At 68.3% G+C, this 17,885-nt stretch carries 17 protein-coding genes and 1 pseudogene; 6 read left to right on the forward strand and 12 right to left on the reverse strand.

The features are described 5' to 3' along the window. Window positions 1–96: 96 nt before the first annotated feature. Entirely contained in the window at window positions 97–564 is a 468-nt protein-coding gene (locus ACQEVY_RS33580; RefSeq protein WP_432953130.1) for a hypothetical protein, read from the reverse strand. A gap of 507 nt (window positions 565–1,071) precedes the next feature. After that, window positions 1,072–2,307: a cytochrome P450 gene (locus ACQEVY_RS33585; RefSeq protein ID WP_432953131.1), complete on the reverse strand. Its 1,236-nt coding sequence runs from the start codon at window positions 2,305–2,307 to the stop codon at window positions 1,072–1,074. 367 nt (window positions 2,308–2,674) lie between these two features. Between ACQEVY_RS33585 and ACQEVY_RS33590 the strand changes: the two genes are divergently transcribed. Then, complete coding sequence (locus tag ACQEVY_RS33590; RefSeq protein WP_432953132.1) at window positions 2,675–3,844, forward strand: steroid 3-ketoacyl-CoA thiolase; 1,170 nt, start codon at window positions 2,675–2,677, stop codon at window positions 3,842–3,844. 84 nt (window positions 3,845–3,928) lie between these two features. Here the strand turns inward: ACQEVY_RS33590 and ACQEVY_RS33595 are convergent, their stop codons facing one another. Continuing rightward, the gene (locus ACQEVY_RS33595) at window positions 3,929–5,521 is read right to left on the reverse strand and encodes a carboxylesterase/lipase family protein (RefSeq protein ID WP_432953133.1); all 1,593 of its coding nucleotides are present in this window, start codon (window positions 5,519–5,521) and stop codon (window positions 3,929–3,931) included. After that, window positions 5,518–8,013 carry a beta-glucosidase family protein gene (locus ACQEVY_RS33600; protein ID WP_432953134.1) on the reverse strand — a complete coding sequence of 832 codons (2,496 nt, stop codon included), beginning with the start codon at window positions 8,011–8,013 and terminating at the stop codon, window positions 5,518–5,520. Before ACQEVY_RS33600 ends, ACQEVY_RS33595 begins: the two co-directional genes overlap by 4 nt. A 263-nt stretch (window positions 8,014–8,276) precedes the next feature. On the opposite strand from ACQEVY_RS33600, the pseudogene ACQEVY_RS33605 reads away from it, so the two are divergent. Continuing rightward, window positions 8,277–8,419, forward strand: a pseudogene (locus ACQEVY_RS33605) (steroid 3-ketoacyl-CoA thiolase); the annotation flags it as partial. On the opposite strand, the gene ACQEVY_RS33610 reads toward ACQEVY_RS33605, so the two are convergent. Both ACQEVY_RS33610 and ACQEVY_RS33615 read right to left on the reverse strand, forming a co-directional pair. Next, window positions 8,403–8,690, reverse strand: a complete 288-nt coding sequence (locus ACQEVY_RS33610; RefSeq protein WP_432953135.1) for a DUF397 domain-containing protein — start codon at window positions 8,688–8,690, stop codon at window positions 8,403–8,405. The pseudogene ACQEVY_RS33605 and the gene ACQEVY_RS33610 overlap by 17 nt on opposite strands. Continuing rightward, a complete protein-coding gene (locus ACQEVY_RS33615; protein WP_432953136.1) occupies window positions 8,650–9,498 on the reverse strand; it encodes a helix-turn-helix domain-containing protein in 849 nt (282 codons plus the stop codon). Before ACQEVY_RS33615 ends, ACQEVY_RS33610 begins: the two co-directional genes overlap by 41 nt. 159 nt (window positions 9,499–9,657) lie before the next feature. On the opposite strand from ACQEVY_RS33615, the gene ACQEVY_RS33620 reads away from it, so the two are divergent. The 4 genes from ACQEVY_RS33620 (at window position 9,658) to ACQEVY_RS33635 (ending at window position 12,576) form a co-directional block, all read left to right on the forward strand. Next, window positions 9,658–10,026 (forward strand): ATP-binding protein, encoded by a 369-nt coding sequence (locus tag ACQEVY_RS33620; RefSeq protein ID WP_432955532.1) that lies wholly within the window; start codon window positions 9,658–9,660, stop codon window positions 10,024–10,026. A 77-nt stretch (window positions 10,027–10,103) separates the two neighbouring features. Continuing rightward, on the forward strand, window positions 10,104–10,508 hold the full coding sequence (locus tag ACQEVY_RS33625; protein WP_432953137.1) for a hypothetical protein: 405 nt from the start codon (window positions 10,104–10,106) through the stop codon (window positions 10,506–10,508). A gap of 861 nt (window positions 10,509–11,369) precedes the next feature. Then, entirely contained in the window at window positions 11,370–11,606 is a 237-nt protein-coding gene (locus ACQEVY_RS33630) for a hypothetical protein (protein WP_432953138.1), read from the forward strand. Beyond that, window positions 11,593–12,576 (forward strand): phosphotransferase family protein, encoded by a 984-nt coding sequence (locus tag ACQEVY_RS33635; protein ID WP_432953139.1) that lies wholly within the window; start codon window positions 11,593–11,595, stop codon window positions 12,574–12,576. The genes ACQEVY_RS33630 and ACQEVY_RS33635 overlap by 14 nt, the downstream gene beginning before the upstream one ends. A 180-nt stretch (window positions 12,577–12,756) precedes the next feature. Here ACQEVY_RS33635 and ACQEVY_RS33640 read toward each other — a convergent pair whose 3' ends face one another. Genes ACQEVY_RS33640 through ACQEVY_RS33665 form a run of 6 tightly spaced genes read right to left on the reverse strand, consistent with a single transcriptional unit; the run spans window position 12,757 to window position 17,855 of the window. Then, complete coding sequence (locus ACQEVY_RS33640) at window positions 12,757–13,185, reverse strand: VOC family protein (RefSeq protein ID WP_432953140.1); 429 nt, start codon at window positions 13,183–13,185, stop codon at window positions 12,757–12,759. Window positions 13,186–13,244: 59 nt separating this feature from the next. Beyond that, complete coding sequence (locus ACQEVY_RS33645) at window positions 13,245–13,406, reverse strand: type II toxin-antitoxin system Phd/YefM family antitoxin (protein ID WP_432953141.1); 162 nt, start codon at window positions 13,404–13,406, stop codon at window positions 13,245–13,247. A 7-nt stretch (window positions 13,407–13,413) separates the two neighbouring features. After that, on the reverse strand, window positions 13,414–14,277 hold the full coding sequence (locus ACQEVY_RS33650; protein WP_432953142.1) for an ECF transporter S component: 864 nt from the start codon (window positions 14,275–14,277) through the stop codon (window positions 13,414–13,416). After that, entirely contained in the window at window positions 14,274–16,025 is a 1,752-nt protein-coding gene (locus tag ACQEVY_RS33655; protein ID WP_432953143.1) for an ABC transporter ATP-binding protein, read from the reverse strand. Before ACQEVY_RS33655 ends, ACQEVY_RS33650 begins: the two co-directional genes overlap by 4 nt. Next, on the reverse strand, window positions 16,022–17,194 hold the full coding sequence (locus ACQEVY_RS33660; RefSeq protein ID WP_432953144.1) for an energy-coupling factor transporter transmembrane component T: 1,173 nt from the start codon (window positions 17,192–17,194) through the stop codon (window positions 16,022–16,024). The genes ACQEVY_RS33655 and ACQEVY_RS33660 overlap by 4 nt, the downstream gene beginning before the upstream one ends. Before the next feature lie 16 nt (window positions 17,195–17,210). Continuing rightward, window positions 17,211–17,855, reverse strand: coding sequence for an SCO2322 family protein (locus ACQEVY_RS33665; protein WP_432955533.1), 645 nt, complete (start codon window positions 17,853–17,855; stop codon window positions 17,211–17,213). Window positions 17,856–17,885: the final 30 nt, after the last annotated feature.

Here is a 17,885-nt window from a genome sequence, read left to right on the forward strand (position 1 = left end):
TCACCGCAACCGTGGTCACCAGCCGATACCCCAAATCACCGGTGAGGTTCAAGGGATCAGCCCCAGGGGCCAGCGGCCTGCCGTTGGCCTTTCAGCTCAGCGAGAGTCGCCCAACGGGTAGTTGTTCTTGGTCACCGTCAGGGTGATCTTCGTTTCCTTGGGGATCCAGGTCCCGGGAGCGCTGATGTCGGCCTTGGCCGGCCAGGTGGTGCCGGAGGCCACGTTGAGGGCCTTCTTGGTCACCGTCACCGGAGCACCCCTCTCGCCTCTGTCGGCCGTGACCGTGACCGTGTAAGAGGCGCGCTTCTCGCCCGTGTTCTGCATCGTGAGGGGCACGACCACGCGGCGGTTGTCCAGGCGCGGCAGGTAGGCGACGACCTCTCCGTTGTGCGCCGTGGCCGCCGGACGACCGAAGTCGAAGTCCTCGGGCTTGCGAACGTCGGTCTTCCCGGGCCCGGCGGATTCGCCGTCCGCGGGAGCCGTCGCATCCACCGTGGACCTGCTCTCCGCCACCCCTTCGCCCTGGAATGCGCAGGCGGTCAGGACGAGCGGTGCCGCCACCACGGCGACGAGCAGAGAGCGTACGGAGCTCCGGTTCCGGGACCTGCCGGACGTACCGTCAGCCACAGGGCCACACACGGCTGGACGCGTAGCCGATGGACATAGGTATCCCCCTGGTGTCTGCGCATGAGTGACTGAACAGTCCGGCGAAGCGGCCACAACTTACGCTCAGGACGACCCCGAAGGGAAAGGTTTATACCTGTCGACCGGCGGCGAACTGTAAACCTCGCCGCGCGAGCCGTAGCGATGCGTATCTCACGCCGGGCGAAGATGTGAACTTCTGTCACGTCTTCTCCCCGGGATCTCCACACTCAAAGTGAGCCCGTGACACCGATCACAGGGCGCGCCGGATCGCGGCAAACAGGGCACTTGTCCAGACAAACTCCCGGCGTTTACCGGTCAGTTGGCGCGTTTCTTCCTCTCGCCGAACGAATCGCGCGGTGGCAGGAGGCGGGGGCGGGGCGATGGGGGGATGGTGCCCCCGCCTCCTGTTCTGCGCGACCCCGTGGGTCAACTGGCGCTGACCTGGAGCTCCTTGACGCCGTTCACCCAGGCGGAGCGCAGTCGGCGCGGGTCGCCGACGAGGCGGAGGCCGGGCATGGCGTCGGCGATGGCGTTGAAGATGAGGTCGATCTCGAGGGTGGCCAGGGACTTGCCGAGGCAGTAGTGCGGTCCGCCGCCACCGAAACCGAGGTGGGGGTTCGGGTCGCGGGTGATGTCGAGGACCTCCGGGGAGTCGAAGACGGCGGGGTCGTTGTTCGCGGAGGAGTAGAAGAGGCCTACGCGGTCACCCTTCTTGATCCGCTGTCCGCCGAGTTCCGTGTCCTGGGTCGCGGTGCGCTGGAAGGACACGATGGGGGTCGCCCAGCGGACGAGCTCCTCGGCCGTGGTCGAGGGGCGTTCCCTCTTGTAGAGGTCCCACTGGTCGGGGTGGGTGAGCAGCGCGTGCATGCCGTGCGTGATCGCGTTACGGGTCGTCTCGTTGCCCGCGACGGCCAGCATGAGGACGAAGAAGCCGAACTCGTCCGAGGTGAGGTTGCCTTCGTCCTCGGCCGCCACCAGCTGCGTCACGATGTCCTTGGCCGGGCACTGTTTGCGGTCGGCGGCCATGTTCATGGCGTACGAGATGAGCTCGGTGGCCGACTCCTGGCCGACCTCTTCGGTGATCGCGTACTCCGGGTCGTCGTACGAGATCATCTTGTTGGACCAGTCGAAGATCTTGAGGCGGTCCTCCTGCGGGATGCCGATGAGCTCGGCTATCGCCTGGAGGGGGAGTTCGCAGGCGACCTGCGTGACGAAGTCGAAGGGGCCGGTCTGAGCGACGGCTTCCTGGACGATCGAGTGGGCACGTCGGCGCAGGGTGTCCTCCAGGGCGCGGATCGCGCGCGGGGTGAAGCCGCGCTGCACGATGCCGCGGACGCGGGTGTGTTCGGGCGGGTCCATGTTGAGCAGGATCAGCCGCTGGACCTCGATGGCGTCGCGCGGGATGTGCTCGTTGAAGCGGATGATCGCGGTGTTGAGCCAGGAGGAGAACAGCTCGGGGTGCGTGGAGACGTACTTGACGTCAGCGTGCCGCGTGACGGCCCAGTAACCCTCGTCCTCGAAGCCCGCGATGCCGGGCTGCTGGGGGACCCAGTGGACTGGTTCGGCCTGACGCAGCTCGGCGAACTCCGGGAGAGGCACGCGGTGGTGCAGCAGATCGGGGTCGGTGAAATCGAACCCGTCGGGCAGCGCTGGACAGGGCATCGGCAACTCCGGGTCATGCGACGGGGTTTGATCTGGGATTTTGGTTCCGGGTCTTGGTTCCGGGGTTTGGTCCGGGGGTTGTGTTGACGTCTGTGTTGGCGTCTGCGTTGACGTCTGTTCTGACGATCCATCAGGTACCGGGAATTGCCGTGAAGGTAGTAACGGGTTCTACAAGTCGCAATAGGCATGACGGGTCGAATTGCGTGCGGAGTTCGTGCAGATCGCGACTTCGGGGGGTGCAAGACCCTTGCGGTGCACGGCGTGGGCTCAGCAGACTGCGTAGAGAACTAGTACGCGTTCTAGTTCAGCGCACCGGGTGGGCCGGGCCACCCGTGATGCGCGAAGGGCGAGGAGAGGACTGGGGAACATGGCCGCTGAACCCGTCATCGTCGAAGCCGTACGCACGCCGATCGGCAAGCGCGGTGGCGCGCTCGCCAACCTGCATCCCGCCTATCTCCTGGGCGAGACCTACCGTGAGCTCCTGGGCCGTACGAACATCCCCGCCGACTGCGTCGAGCAGATCGTCGGCGGCGCCGTCACCCACGCCGGCGAACAGTCCGGCAACCCCGCACGTACCGCGTGGCTCGCCATGGGCCTGCCCTACGAGACGGCCGCGACGACCGTGAACGCCCAGTGCGGCTCCTCGCAGCAGGCCTCCCACATGGTCGCCAACATGATCGCGGCCGGTGTCGTGGACGTCGGCATCAGCTGCGGCGTCGAGGCCATGTCCCGGGTGCCGCTCGGCGCGGCCTCCAAGCACGGCCCTGGGAAGCCGACGCCCGACGAGTGGAACGTAGACCTCCCGAACCAGTTCGAGGCGGCGGAACGGATCGCTCGTCACCGCGGGCTGACGCGAGAGAACGTGGACGCGCTGGGGTTGATGTCCCAGGAACGGGCCGCGATCGCCTGGTCCGAAGAGCGCTTCAAGCGCGAGACGTTCGCCGTCCAGGTGCCCACCACGGAGGACGAGCAGCGCGCTGGTCACGGCATGTGGCGCCTCGTCGACCGGGACGAGGGCCTGCGCGACACGTCCATGGAGGCCCTGGCCGGCCTGAAGCCGATCATGCCGACGGCGGTGCATACGGCCGGCAACTCGTCCCAGATCTCCGACGGTGCCTCGGCTCTCATGTGGGCGTCGAAGCGGATGGCGCGGGCGCTGAAGCTCCGGCCGCGGGCGCGGATCGTCGCCCAGGCACTGGTGGGCTCGGACCCGCACTTCCACCTGGACGGGCCCATCGACGCGACGCGCGCCGTGCTCGGCAAGGCGGGCATGACCCTGAAGGACATCGACGTCATCGAGATCAACGAGGCGTTCGCTTCAGTGGTGTTGAGCTGGGCGCAGGTCTTTGAGCAGGACCTGGAGAAGGTGAATGTGAATGGCGGGGCGATCGCGCTAGGTCACCCCGTGGGTGCGACGGGCGCCCGGCTCCTGACCACCGCGCTCCATGAACTGGAGCGCAGGGACAAGGAGTTCGCGCTGGTCACGATGTGCGCGGGCGGGGCGCTGGCTACGGGGACGATCATTCAGCGGCTGTAGGACGAACATTCAGCGGCTGTAGAGAGACGTGGCGGCGGCCCAGGGTTCGAAGGCCGCCGCCACAGTCTCTAAGGCTTTACGACTCTATGGACGGTCTCGGTCCCAGAGGTCGCACTGATGCTCACGGTGGACCGTCGTGCTCGGACTGTTTCCGCCGTGTGAGGCGGTTCGCAGGGAGAGCACCTGCTCCTGGCCGTCCGGCATCGGCGGCTGGCCGTCGGCCTGTGGCACGCCGTCCCGGATGAAGGAGCCCCAGTACTGGATCATCTGGCGCGAGAGCGCGCGCTGTTCGGCGTTCAGTGGGGACTTCAGGCCGAAGTGTTTGAAGAGGTACTGGACCTCGTTCACGTGGGTCGCGCCGAAGTCGAAGTCCTTGTTGAGGTTTCGTAGCGAGGCGAAGGGGGGCGAGGTGCGGTCGGCGAACTCGTAGGCGTAGACCGGGCCTCGGGTTGCCAGGGCGTTGTTGAGGCGGAGTGCCGGGCAGGCCATCAGGAAGTCTCCGTAGGCGGTGCCGTACGCGATGGTCGGCGACGGGTAGTCCGACTGCGGGTAGCGCTGGAGTACGCGCTCGCCCTGCTCAGCGCCGAACACGCCTCGTACCACCTCGGGATACTGCTCGGCCGTGAGCGGGGTGCCGTTGTTGTCGAACTGGGCGAAGGCGAACATCCGGCCCTCGTCCTGGTTCGCTCCGTTGAGTACGGGGACGCGGGCGGCCGCTCCATTTGCGTACGCCTCGAAGGGCTGTACCGGCAGGAAGTCGCCGCCGACCACCGGCCCCCAGTTGAAGTCGGCCTGGGCGGCGAGGACTTCCTTGGCGGGCTTGCCGCGCACACACGCGACGCTCTCGCAGCCCAGCTTCTTCATGAATTCGGCGCCCTGAGCCACGGCTTCCTTGTGCGTACGGGCCGCACAGTCCGCGTACGCACCACTCTGGACGATCCCCCTGTGGAACAGGCCCCTTGAGGTCGGCGACGCCATCTGCGTGCAGACCGAGCGGCCCCCAGCCGACTCGCCCGCGATGGTGACGCTGCCCGGATCGCCGCCGAAGCGGGCGATGTTGGCCCGCACCCAGCGGAGGCCCGCCTGCTGGTCGAGCATCCCGAAGTTGCCCGAGACGCGGTCGCGTGCCTCGCGGTCGAGGCCGGAGGTGGCGAGGAAACCCATCGCGCCCAGGCGGTAGTTGACGGTCACGACGACCGTGCCGGTCTGCCGCGCGAAGGTGTCCGGCACGATGTCCTCGCCCGCGCCGGCGGTGAGCCCGCCGCCGTGCAGCCAGACCATGACCGGCCGCGGACCGGTGCCTTTGGGGGCGTACACATTCAGGTCGAGGCAGTCCTCGGTGTGGCTGGGCTTCTCGTAGCCCGGGTCCCAACTCGCCGTCTGTACGCAGCGGTTGCCGAAGTCGTCTGCGGTACGCACGCCGGACCACGGCTCTACGGGCCGTGGGGCGCGCCAGCGGAGTTTGCCGACGGGCGGTTGCGCGTACGGGATGCCGAGGAACTGCCGTCCCTCGCTCGTGGTCTCCCCGCGGACCCAGCCGGACTCGGTCCGGACGAGTGGGGGCTTCTGCTCGGTCGGGGCAGGCGCCGCCGCGGTGGAACCGGCGGCCGTGAGGACGGTGGTCGCCAGTGCGGTCAGCATGACAGCGAGACGACGGACGGTGAGTCGGCGTATCACGCGTGCACCTCCGCGACCGTACGCAGGCGCAGTTCGCCCGCCGAGGCTCCGACCCATACGGTGCGGCGGCCGGTTCCGAGCACCCAGTCGTGGCGTTCGGGGTCCCATGAGGAGAGGGTGCGTTCGTCGACGCGTACGGTGACCCGGCGCTCCTCTCCCGCCCGCAGTGCGAGCCGCCGGTATCCGCCCAACAGCTTTAACGGCTGGTCGAGTTGGAGTTCCGGCGAGGGGCCGACATACACCTGTGGGATGTCGACGCCGTCACGGCGCCCGGTATTGCGCACGGTGAAGGTCACCTCCAGACCATGTCGTGACCCGCGTATGCGCAGGTCGCTGTAGGAGAACGTGGTGTACGAGAGGCCGTGCCCGAACGGGAACAGCGGGCGCACTCCCTCGGAGTCGTACCAGCGGTAGCCGGCGTGGATGCCCTCCGAGTACTCCTGGGTGCCGTCCACGCCCGGGTAACGGCGCGGGTCGCCGGCCACCGGGTGGTGGTCGTCGTCCACCGGGAAGGACTGGGTGAGACGGCCGCCGGGGTCGCAGTCGCCGAACAGGACGGCCGTGGTGGCGGCCGCGCCCTCCTGGCCCGGGTAGTACATCTGCAGCACGGCGGCGGTGCGCCGCAGCCAGGGCATCGACGTCGAGGACGAGGTGTTGAGGACGACGGTGGTACGGGGATTCACCGCCGTCACCGCCTCGATCAGGCGCACTTGGTGACCGGGCAGCGCGACGGTCGTGCGGTCCTGGCCCTCAGTGGCGTCCTCGTACGCGAAGAGCACGACACTGTGAGCGGCGCGCGCCGCCCGTACAGCCTCGCCGACGTCCTTGGCGCGGGTCGCGCCGGTGATGCGCCGCAGCCGGAACAACTGCCCCTCGTCGCCGCCCTCCGCGGTGATCTTCACCTTGTGCGTGCCCTTGGCGAGGTCGAGTGTCTTGCGGCGCACGGCGAGCCCGTCGGGCGCCGCCGACACGAGGCCGCCGGTGAAGTACTCGCCGAAGTCGGGCAGCACGGGGAAGAGTTCCTCGCCGTCGAGGAGCACCTTGGGGCGCGTAGTACCCGAGTAGTGGATGACGAAGGTCCACTCGTCGGCGTCCTGCGCGGTGAGCGTTCCCTCGTACGTCCAGGTTTCCCCGGCGGCGACCCGCTGCCCTTCGCTCTCGAGACCCGGCGAGAACGCACCCTCGGGAATGGCCTTGCCGAAAATGTCCTCGCCCAGTGTGTAGGACACCCGGGCGCCGCGCCCCGCACGGGACTTGATGGCGTCGAGCGGACTGTCGGCCCGGTCCGGAATGACATGGGCGCTGCCGCCGCCACTGACGAACGGGATCGAGCCGGTGGGTCCGATGACGGCGATGCTCCGGGCGGCGGCGCCGGTCAGGGGCAGAGTGCGGTTCTCGTTGCGCAGCAGCGTGGCTCCGGCCTTCGCCACGTCCAGGGCGACCGCCGCGCCCGCCGCCGGGTCGCGGTCCGGACGGGGCGGGGCGCTGCCGTCGAGCAGCCCGAAGTCGTCCATCGTCGCGAGGGTGCGGCGTACGGCGCGGTCGAGGTACTCCTCGGAGACGCTGCCGTTCTCGACCGCCGTCTTCAGTGCCTTGCCCAGGTACTTGCCGTCCGGCATCTCCATGTCGAGGCCCGCGGTGATCGCGTCGACGGTGCTGTGGGTGGCGTACCAGTCGGACATCACCCAGCCCTCGAAGCCCCAGCGGTCGCGGAGAATGTCGGTGAGGAGCTCCTGGTTCTCGCAGGCGTACGTGCCCTTGACCTTGTTGTAGGCACCCATGAACGCGCCCGTGCCGGCGCGGACGGCGGACTCGAAGCCGCGCAGTTCGACCTCGTTCATCGTCTGCTCGTCGACCCGCACGTCTATGGTCATGCGGTCCTTCTCCTGGTTGTTCATCGCGTAGTGCTTGACGGTCGCGATGAGCCCCTCGCCCTGGATGCCCTTGATCTCCTCGGCCACCAGGTCGGCGGAGAGCAACGGGTCCTCGCTGAAGGTCTCGAAGTTGCGGCCCGCGTACGGGGTGCGGATGACGTTGACCATCGGCGAGAGCAGTACGTCTTGGCCGAGGGCGCGGCCCTCGCGGCCGATGACCTGGCCGTAGCGGCGGGCCAGTTCGGGGTCGAAGGCGGAGGCGAGGAGAACGGGGGCGGGCAGGGCTGTGGCGTGCTGGGTGATACGGACTCCGGCGGGGCCGTCGGCGAGACGGAGTGGGGGGATGTTGAGGCGCTTGACGCCGGGGATGTAGCCGGCCTGGCCGAGCGAGTTCGGGTCGGTGGCGCCGTGCAGCAGGGAGATCTTCTCGTCGAGGGTGAGTTTGGCGATCAGGCCTTCCACGCGCGGACCCGCGCTGGGTTCGGCTCTCTTGAGCGCGGTGGTGTGCGAGGAGGCGTACGAGGTGGTGGTGAATCCGGTGGAGGTGGCCGCGGCTGCGACCGCGATCGAACCGCCCAGCAGACGCAGGGCCGATCGCCGGGACACGGTGTCGGACAAGAGCCGTCACTCCTTCGTGTGCGGGCACGTCGTTGTGGGGACCGCGTGGACGCGTGTACACGTGCCACCGACGGCAGTCGGCGTTCGACCCTTGAACCCACGGTGGGGTCAGAGCTATTGACGTGCCATCAGGTGCTACGAGTACGCGGCGGAAACTATGTCCGCTGATGACTCGTGTCAATGAAGTGAACTGAAGAGGGCTGAAGTCTCCACAAGAAGCGAAGGGATCACGCCACGGGGTGGGGGTGCGGGGGCGTCGGGTCCACCCCGTGAGGGGTATGGAGGCGCGGCTCATCGCGACCGCGCTGCATGAACTGGAGTGCAGGGGTGGGGTTAGGAGTTCGCGCTCGCCACGATGTGCGCGGGTGGGACATCGGCCACCGGGACGATCATTCAGCGGCTGTAGTCGCGTTCCTCGTCCAGTCGACGAAGTTGATGAACGTGGCGGGGGCGAAGGTGAGATGGGGGCCCGTCGGGTTCTTTGAGTCGCGTACGGCGAGGGTGGTGCGGGGGGTTTCGGCGATCTCCAGGCACTCGCCGCCTTGATCGCCGCTGTACGTCGATTTGCGCCAGGCCAGGGGGCCGAGGGGTGCGCACTCTACGCAGTTGCCTCCCTGGTCACTGCTGTAGCTGGACTTACGCCACTGGACCACCGTCGGCATCGCGTTGTTGTCCATAGCGTTCCTCCATCACGCGCCGGATCAGCCCCGCCGAGTCGCTGAGGGAGAGTGCGGCGGCCTGAAGATGATCGTAACGGAGTGAGCAGTCCTTGACGGTGTCCGGGTTGGCGGTGGGATGCCCGCTGCCGTAGCCCTCGGTGTAGAGGATGGTCGGGTCGCTCGTGAAGCGGTAGAGGTCGAACGAGCCCGTAAGCCCCGCGTGCGCTCCGGCTGAGAACGGCAGGATCTGGATGTTGATCCGGGGGTTGGTTTCGAAGGACAACAGGCGCTCCAGTTGCCCCCGCATGGTCTCCGGGCCGCCGATCTCCTGGTACAGCGCGGCCTCGCTGAGAATCGCCCAGAAGACCGGCGGCTCCTCTTTCTCGAAGATGCGCTGGCGGGCCAGCCGTACGGCGGTGCGGTCGTCGAGGTTGCTCTGGTCCAGTGCCCCAAGCACGGCGCGCGCGTACGCCTCGGTCTGCAGAAGACCGTGGATCATATGCGTTTCGAAGGAGCAGATTTCGACAGCCCGAGCCTGCAACTCCGCCACTTGTTGGAACCAGGCCGGAAGTTGACTGCGCAGCACAAGGTCGACCAGCCGGGTCAACAGCCCGCCCGTCCCCAGTGCCGCGTCCACCCGCTCGCTGAATGTCGGGGTCGGAAGCTTGCGGGCGGTCTCGATCTGGCCGATCAAAGAGCCGGTGTAGTTGACGATTTCGCCGAGCTGTTTCTGCGTCAGACCGGCGGCTTCGCGGTGGCGGCGCAGCTCGAAGCCGTAGTAGTCGAGCGGTGAGGCGCCCGGGTCGAGGATGTTGATGTGGGTCACGCGGCGATCCCCTCTCGCGCAACTCGGCCCACTACGGGACCGGTTGTATCCGTTCCGTAGCCGAGAGTAGTTGCGCTGGGTCACTCTCGTGGTGTGAACGAACACATTCCTCCCACGCTCCCGGGCTTCCTCGTGGGCCCTCGCCCCGCCCAGTACCGCATGCGGCTCACCGCCGGCGAGCACTCGGCCCTGCACATCCGGCGCATCGTCCGCTCGCTTCTCGACGAGTGGGACATGGCCGAGCTGTCCGACGCCGTGGAACTGGGCGTGACCGAGCTGATCGCCAACGTCGTACGGCATGTCCCGGACCGGCGTTGCGAGTTGCTGTTGCTGCGGCAGGGCGCGGCGGGGGTGCGGGTGGAGGTCACGGACGGCTCGCCCCAACTGCCCGCAGTGCCAGCCGAGTTGTCGATGGAGTCGGAGGGTGGGCGCGGGCTGGTCCTGCTCGATGCGGTGGTCGCCAAGTGGGGCGTGTGGCCGGGGGTCGGGGGTGGGAAGACGGTGTGGTTCGAGTGCGGGGAACGATGAGTTTTCCTTCACCGCTGGCGAACTGCGGCTATGAAGTCGGGACCCCTCCCGGGGCCAGCCTCTTACCATCCAGAAGCATGAGCGATGATGATGAACCCCAGGTGAGAGGGTCGGCGGATTCCGCAGGGCGCCCATCGAGGCCCTGGCATCACCGCGTCCCGCCCAGCCCTCCGGCCGCTCCGCTCACACCACCTGAGGGCACGACCTTCCAGCGGGCAAGCGCCGCTGCGGCATTGTGGGCCGCGCCCCTCGTCATCCTCTTCGCGGTGGCGGTGGTGGCGGCGCCTGATCCAGGAGAGGTGTTCGCGTATGTGATCGTCCTCCTCGCGGCATCGACCCTGCTGGCCGCCCTCTTGACATGGTGGGTCACGCGGAGGCGGCGTCGGCCGTTCTGGCAACTCGCGCTGATCGCATTGCCGATGTACTTCGTCGCGTTGGTCTTCGTCGACAACACCCTGGCGGCCGGGAGAACTGGGCCATGATCCCGATGCCGGGAATGGACGGCGGGCGTTCGTCGGCGATCGGATCAGGTAGTTCGTCTACTGGCAGGCGGCGTAGTCCTCGGCGGACACGCGGAACCTATTTTCAGTCCCGGGACGTCGCCAGGCAATAGGCGACGAGGAGAATCCCGGCCCCGGTCACCAGGCCGCCCGGCACCACTCAACTCAATACGTATGGGCCCTGGATCCCAGAATATTGGTGAATAGTGGAAAAGATTGTCGAAGAGTTCGAGATCGACTTAGGGTGCCGCATTGAGCAATGGAGAAACGAAGACGAAGCCGTAACCAGATTCGCGATCATCCGATTCCGGCTCCGTCGACCTGATCAGGGAAGTAATCTCCTCGAACTTCCTTGCAGTGTATGCGGCATGTCCGTCCGTATGCGTGTCCACAGTCACAGTCGCACCCTTAGGGCGCGGAGGCGGTACCTGATGCTGGGTGTGTTGCAGCTGCTGCTGATGGTGGGACTTTTTTGGAGTTTTTCGCTACCCGTGTTTGAAGGTCGCGAATGGTTAGCTTTTACGCTTGGATGGGGGGCATTGTGTTGTCTCCCGTACGCTGCTTCCTCTTTTCTCAAGTGGCAGAGCAGTCAGGGCTTCATCTTCAGGGTGTGGGACAACCCCGGCTACCACAAAATACTCAAGGGGCCTTCGGAAGATGAGTGAAGATCCACCGTCTCGAAGGTGCTGTCGGGAGTGGAATTTGCCCTGTGCTGCGACTTGGGAGCCGTTGAATACCTCTCGGTCTGGGACTATTGACCGCGCCATGGGATTCTGGACAGCATGATCGGACCACCTCGGAACCTGGAACTCTGGGAATTCCTGGACTCATGGAGGAACTGCGATGAACCACGCCGAGTGGAAGACCCGCCGCCAGCGCGCGCTCCTCGGCGAAGCGGTCGAGGGTAACGCCGAGTACGACCGGCTGTACGAGGAGGCGGGGCTGGCCCTCGACCTCGGCCAGCTGGTTTACGACCGGCGTACTGATCCGCCGCCCCAGTCAAGAGACACTGTTGGCGAATTTCGGTTCGCGGGATGCGTTGGCGGGCGACGGATAGCCTGCCTTCATGGGTTCGGATGAGGGGGCCGAGGGCATCGGCGCGGATATTGGCAGTCAGGGTTGGGGTGCCACGCGTTCCTGGGTGGAGAAGGGGCTGTCCGAGGCGGAGCGCATCGAAAACGTTGTGCGGCTGCGTGGTGGCTGGACGTCGGAGATGCGCCGCCTGGACCTCTGTGGTCCGGGTGGTCGGCGTTCACTCGTCCTACGGTCCTTCGTCAAGCCCTTCTTCGTTCGGCACGCGGAGGGTCTGCTGACCCGTGAGGCGACCGTCCTGCGCCTGCTCGGTGACACAGACGTGCCCGCGGCCACGCTCGCGGCGGTGGATGCGACGGCGCAGTACTGCGATCACCCCTCCTTGCTCATGTCCCTGTTGCCGGGGACTGTGCGCCTGGGCGATCAGGGTGCTGATGACCGCGCTGACCTGCTGGCCCGGCAGTTGGTGCGTATCCATCAGCTGCCGGTGACCGCGCAACAACGACCTCGCACCTACCAGGCCTGGGCCTCTCCCGAGCGAGTGACTCTGCCCACGGCCACCGAGCGGCCCGAGCTCTGGCAGCGGGCTGTCGACGTCATCCGCCAGGAGCCCCCGGCCTATCAGGGCTGCTTCCTGCACCGGGACTTCCACCCCGGCAACGTCCTCTTCACAGGCACCGATGATGATCTCCAGATCAGTGGTGTCGTCGACTGGGTGGAGACCTCTTGGGGGCCGGCCGACTTGGACGTGGCACATTGCTCGACGGCCCTCGCCCTGCTGCACGGGGTTCCCGCAGGCATGCGCTTCGCCGATCGCTACGTCGCTGCGGGCGGAACCTTGGCCGAAGACGGCACCGCCCATATCTATTGGCGGCTGCTGGACGCGTTGAGTTTTGCTCCGGATGCGGAGAAGGTCGCTGTCCCCTGGCGTGAACTGGGCCGCGTCGATCTGACAGCCACTGTCCTGACTCAAAGGCTGGAGGGATACATTGAATCCCTTTTCAGTGGCTATGCCTGAACTATCGCCGCTGGGACGGTCTTTAAGCAGGGACGAGCAACGTTTGTCGACGGTTTGCGTCCGGGGTCGTCGTCATGGCGGGCAACGCTCGTCACGCGCGCAGATGGCGATCAATCCGTTTCTGCACTACAGCGCGTGGTTGTCCCAAAGAAAGATCCACGGTGTCACGTTCGCGGTCACTCAGTCGATGCAGAACTCGTTGCCCTCGATGTCCAGCATCGGGATGCACGAATCATTGCCGTCATACAGCGTTCGCACGTGTACCGCGCCGAGCGGGACCAGCCGTGCGCATTCGGCCTCAAGTGCGGCGAGGCGCTCTTTACCCACGAGTCCGGTGCCGACCCGCACGTCAAGATGCAGCCGGTTCTTGGCGGCCTTTCCTTCGGGGACGCGCTGGAAGTACAGTCGCGGACCCACGCCTGAGGGGTCAATGCAGGCAAACCATGCGTCCTGCTGCTCAGGTGGCTGCGAGCGCTTGAAGTCGTCCCACGTGGCGAACCCCTCGGGTGGCGGCGGTACGACGTACCCCAACACCTCGCACCAGAAACGGGCGAGGCGCTTAGGTTCCGCACAGTCGAAGGTGACCTGGAACTGCTTGACCGATGCCATCGGCCCACCATAGAGGCGGTGTTCGTCGTCAATGCGTCACGGGTCGAAACTGACGTCTCTCACTCTCCACCGGCCAGTTCCTGGAGCTCTTCGAGGGACTTGGTGATCACTGGCTGGCCGGCTTGGTCGTGGGCGACAGCTTCCATGAGACGGCGAGCGTTGGCCGGTGATCGGAGTAGGTAGTTCGTCTCTTGCCAGGCGGCGTGGTCCTCGGTGGACATGTGGGACCTACTTTCGGGTCTCGCGGGTGTGCGGGTGCTCGAACGTGACCGGTGATTCGAAAGCCGCCCTCCGCGTGGCCCGGCGTAGGGCCTTGAGGATGGTTGGGCCCAGGGTGAGGGTCAGGGCGACCGTGACGGCGGCTCGGCCGAGGTCCCAGCCGAGGGATGTGGCCAGGCAGTAGGCGAGGAAACGGGTCAGGTTGGTGGCGACGTCCGCGTTCGGGTCGAAGGCCACGCTTGATGTGAGGGCGTTCATGAAGGGCCAGCCGGACAGGTTCATGAGCGTGCCGTACGCGAAGGCCGCGACGAAGCCGTATGCCGCGAGCATCACCAACTCCGCACGGCCGCGTAGGCGGTCGGGGCCCGGGAGCAGGCCCGCGCCCATCGCGAACCAGCCCATGCTGAGCATCTGGAACGGCATCCACGGCCCGACCCCGCCAGTCAGCAGCGCGGACGCGAACATCGTGACCGCCCCGAGTACGAAGCCGAAGCCAGGGCCCAGCACCCGCCCGCTCAGCACCATCAGGAAGAACATCGGCTCGATCCCGGCCGTCCCGGCCCCGATCGGCCGCAACGCCGCCCCCGTCGCCGCCAGTACCCCGAGCATGGCCACGGCCTTCGGCCCGATCCCCGACTCCGAGACCGCCGCGCCCACCACCCCGACCAGCAGTACGAGCAGCCCCGCGAACAGCCAGGGCGCGTCCTGCGCATGGGCGCTGACCTGGGATGTCGGCCCGGCGAATAGCGGCCAGGCAAAGGCCGCGAGGCCGATGACGCTGACGAGCGCGAGGGTGCTGATGGAGCGGGGGCCGAGGCGGATCGCGCGGGCTTGAGGGGTCGCGCGGGCTTGGGGGATCGCCTGGGGGGTCACGCCTCCGCCTCCCGGTCTGCCGTCGTCTCCCGGCCTTCCGGCTCCCACTCCCACTCCGTTGCGCCCACAGCAGCGCGTACCTGTGAGACCGTCAGCCACCTCTGCGGGGCCAGGATCTTCGCCACCTGCGGGGCGAAGGACGGGGACGCCATGACGACCTCGGCGGTCGGGCCGTCGGCCACCGGTTCGCCGTCGGCCAGGATCACTACCCGGTGGGCGAGTTCGGCGGCCAGTTCCACGTCATGGGTGGCCAGGATGATGGCGTGGCCTGCCGTTGCCAGGTCCCGAAGGACCGATACCAGGCGGGACTTGGCCGCGTAGTCGAGGCCGCGGGTCGGTTCGTCCAGGAGGAGGAGTGGGGGGCGTGCCGTCAGGACGAGGGCCAGGGCGAGGGTGAGGCGGCCGCCCTCGGAGAGGTCGCGGGGGTGGGTGTCGTCCGCGATACCTGGGAGCAGTTCGGAGACCAGGGCGCGGCAGGTGCCCGGTTCCGCGTCCGCGTCGCGGTCCGCGGCCGTGCACTCGGCGGCCACCGTGTCCGCGTACAGCAGGTCGCGAGGCTCCTGCGGTACGAGGCCGACTCGGCGTACGAGTTCAGGGGGCGCCGTCCGATGCGGTACGGCGCCACCGACTCGTACCGAACCCGACGCCGGTTCCACCAGCCCGACCAGTGCGCTGAGCAGCGTGGACTTTCCGGCACCGTTGCGGCCCATGAGGGCGATGGTCTCGCCGGGAGCGACGGTCAGGGTGACGTCGCGGAGGGCGTCGATGCCGCCTCGGCGGACGGTGAGGTGATCGACGGCTGCGGCAACTGTGTTCCCGGGAGCGGGAGTTGGGGTGTCGCGTCGGCGGAAGAGGCGGGAGCGGGCCGGTACGGGGCGGGGTGCGGGCGCCGCGGCCGGAGTCGCACTCGAGCGCTCGTCCTCGTACGCCACCTCCGACAGCCGTTCCCGCAGCGCCCCCGCCCTCCGCCGTGCGTCGCGCACCGTCAACGGCAACGGTGACCATCCGGCGAGGCGCCCCAGGGCGACGACCGGCGGGTACACCGGGGAGACGGCCATCACCTCGGACGGAGGCCCCAGCACCAGCGGGGCGCCCGGGGCCGGGATGAGGGCGACCTGGTCGGCGTACTGGATGACGCGTTCCAGGCGGTGTTCGGCCATGAGGACCGTGGTGCCGAGGTCGTGCACGAGGCGTTGGAGGACGGCGAGTACCTCCTCCGCGGCGGCCGGGTCGAGCGCCGACGTCGGCTCGTCGAGGACCAGGACGCGGGGGTGCGGGGTGAGCACCGAGCCGATCGCGGCCCGCTGCTGCTGGCCGCCGGAGAGGGTGGAGATCGGGCGGTCGCGGAGGTCCGCGAGGCCCAGCAGGTCCAGGGTCTCCTCGACCCGGCGGCGCATCACATCCGGCGCGAGGCCCAACGACTCCATCCCGTACGCGAGTTCGTCCTCGACCGTGTCCGTCACGAAGTGCGCGAGCGGGTCCTGGCCCACCGTGCCTACGACGTCGGCGAGTTCGCGCGGCTTGTGCGTACGGGTGTCCCGGCCGGCCACCCTGACGCGTCCGCGCAGGGTGCCGCCCGTGAAGTGCGGGACGAGTCCGCTCACCGCACCGAGGATCGTCGACTTGCCGACTCCGGACGGCCCGACCAGCAGCACCAACTCGCCCTCGGGGACGGTGAGTTCTACGCCTCGTACGGCTGGCTCGGTCTGCCCGTCGTACGTCACGGAGACATCCTCGAAGCGGATCATGAGGGCTCCTTGGCGGTTGGGGGCGTCGGGGCGATGAAGGACGGGGCGAGGCCGAGCAGGATCGCGGCGGCCGGCCAGAGCGGGAAGGTCGGGGACGTCAGGGGGACGACGCCGGGGTGCAGGGCGGCGGAGCCAGGCGAGTCGTACGCGGCGTACAGGATCAGCAGCGCCGCGACTCCCGCGCCGGACGTGGCGACCAGCCATGCCCGTACGCCCCATGCGTCCGGCCGGTAGCGGGTACGCAGCGAGCGGCGGCCGCCGAGCCAGAGCCCGGCGAGGGCCGCGCCGAGGCCGGCGAGCAGCACGGGCAGGCCGTACGTGCCGCCTTCGGCGGTGAGCAGGCCGTACGTTCCGGCGCAGACGCCGACCAGGCCGCCGAGGGTGAGTACGGCGGTGGTGCGGCGGACGGTGGGCGATACCTCGGCGGTACGGCCGTAACCGCGGGCGTCCATCGCCGCCGCGAGCGCGACCGAACGCTCCAACGCGCCCTCCAGGACCGGGAGTCCGACCTGGAGCAGGCCGCGTATCCCGCGGTCGGGCCGGCCGCGGAGGCGGCGTGCGGCGCGTAGGCGTTGGACGTCCGCGATCAGGTTCGGGGCGAAGGTTAGCGCGACGACCACGGCAACTCCCGCCTCGTACAAGGCGCCTGGAAGCGACTTGAGGAGGCGGGCGGGGTTGGCGAGGGCGTTCGCGGCGCCCACGCAGATGAGGAGGGTGGCCAGTTTCAGGCCGTCGTACAGCGCGAAGACCAGGCCCTCGGCGGTGACCCGGCCGCCGATGCGGATGCCCTGCGCCCAGTCGGGGAGCGGGAGTTCGGGGAGGGTGACGAGGGTGTGGGTGCCGGGGATGGGGGAGCCGAGGAACACGGCGAAGACGAGGCGGATGGCCAGTACGGCGAGGGCGAGTTTGACGAAGGCGGTGTAGGAGCGGGACCAGGGGGATGCGGTGCGGTGGGTGGCTACTACGTAGCCCGCTACCGCTATGAGGAGGGTGAGGAGGAGGGGGTTGGTGGTGCGGGAGGCGGCGGTGCCGAGGCCTAGGGCCCAGAGCCACCAGGCGCCGGGGTGGAGGGCGTTGGAGCGGGTCGCCTGCGGCGGGCTGAGCGGCCACTGACGCCGGGCTCCGCCGAGTGCGGCACGGTTGCCCACGGCACTGCTGACTTCGCTCATCGCGCACCTCCGCCCGTCAGTCGCGCCGCCGGCGACGCGTCTGCCAGACCGCCGCCGCGCCCAGTACAGCCACCGCCCCGATGCCCGCAACCAGGCCCAGCGACGGGCCCTGATCGCCGGAGCCGCCACCGGACTCGCTGGAGTCGTTCTCGCCGGAGGCGCTCGTATCGCGAGGCGTGGCCGACGGTTCCGCCGTCGGCTCGGCGGCCGAGACCGGTTCGCCGCACCCCGTGCGCGGATAGCCCGCGATGGCGCACAGCAGAGCGTTCGTGTCGTAGCGCAAGGGCTTGGCGACCTTCGCGAGCGCGTCCGCCGTCGTGGCGTCCTCGGGGACGCGGGCGCAGGCCATACGCGCACGGGGCGGCGTCTCGCCGGACGGCGCGTCCGCGCTGGTGCCGAAGTCGAGTACGAGGGCGACCCGTTTCGAATCCTCCCGCGCGGGCGTCTTCGCGCAGATCGTCGCGAACTCCGCCGCCCCGCGCGGCTTCGCCGCGTCCTGGGCGTCCTCGCTCACCGAGAAGCGGAAGCCCTGGACATCGCCGTCGGAGGGTCGGACGATCGACGGTCCCTGGGTCGCGTACACCCAGGTGTCGCCGTCGCGGTCCCAGAAGGACCAGTAGCGGTAACCGGCCGCGTGGGCCTGCCCCGTCGCCCCGAGCATGGCGAGGACGGCGAACAGCGGGGCCAGGAC

Source organism: Streptomyces sp. CA-288835 (genome assembly GCF_050936385.1).
In the GTDB taxonomy this organism is placed as follows: domain Bacteria; phylum Actinomycetota; class Actinomycetes; order Streptomycetales; family Streptomycetaceae; genus Streptomyces.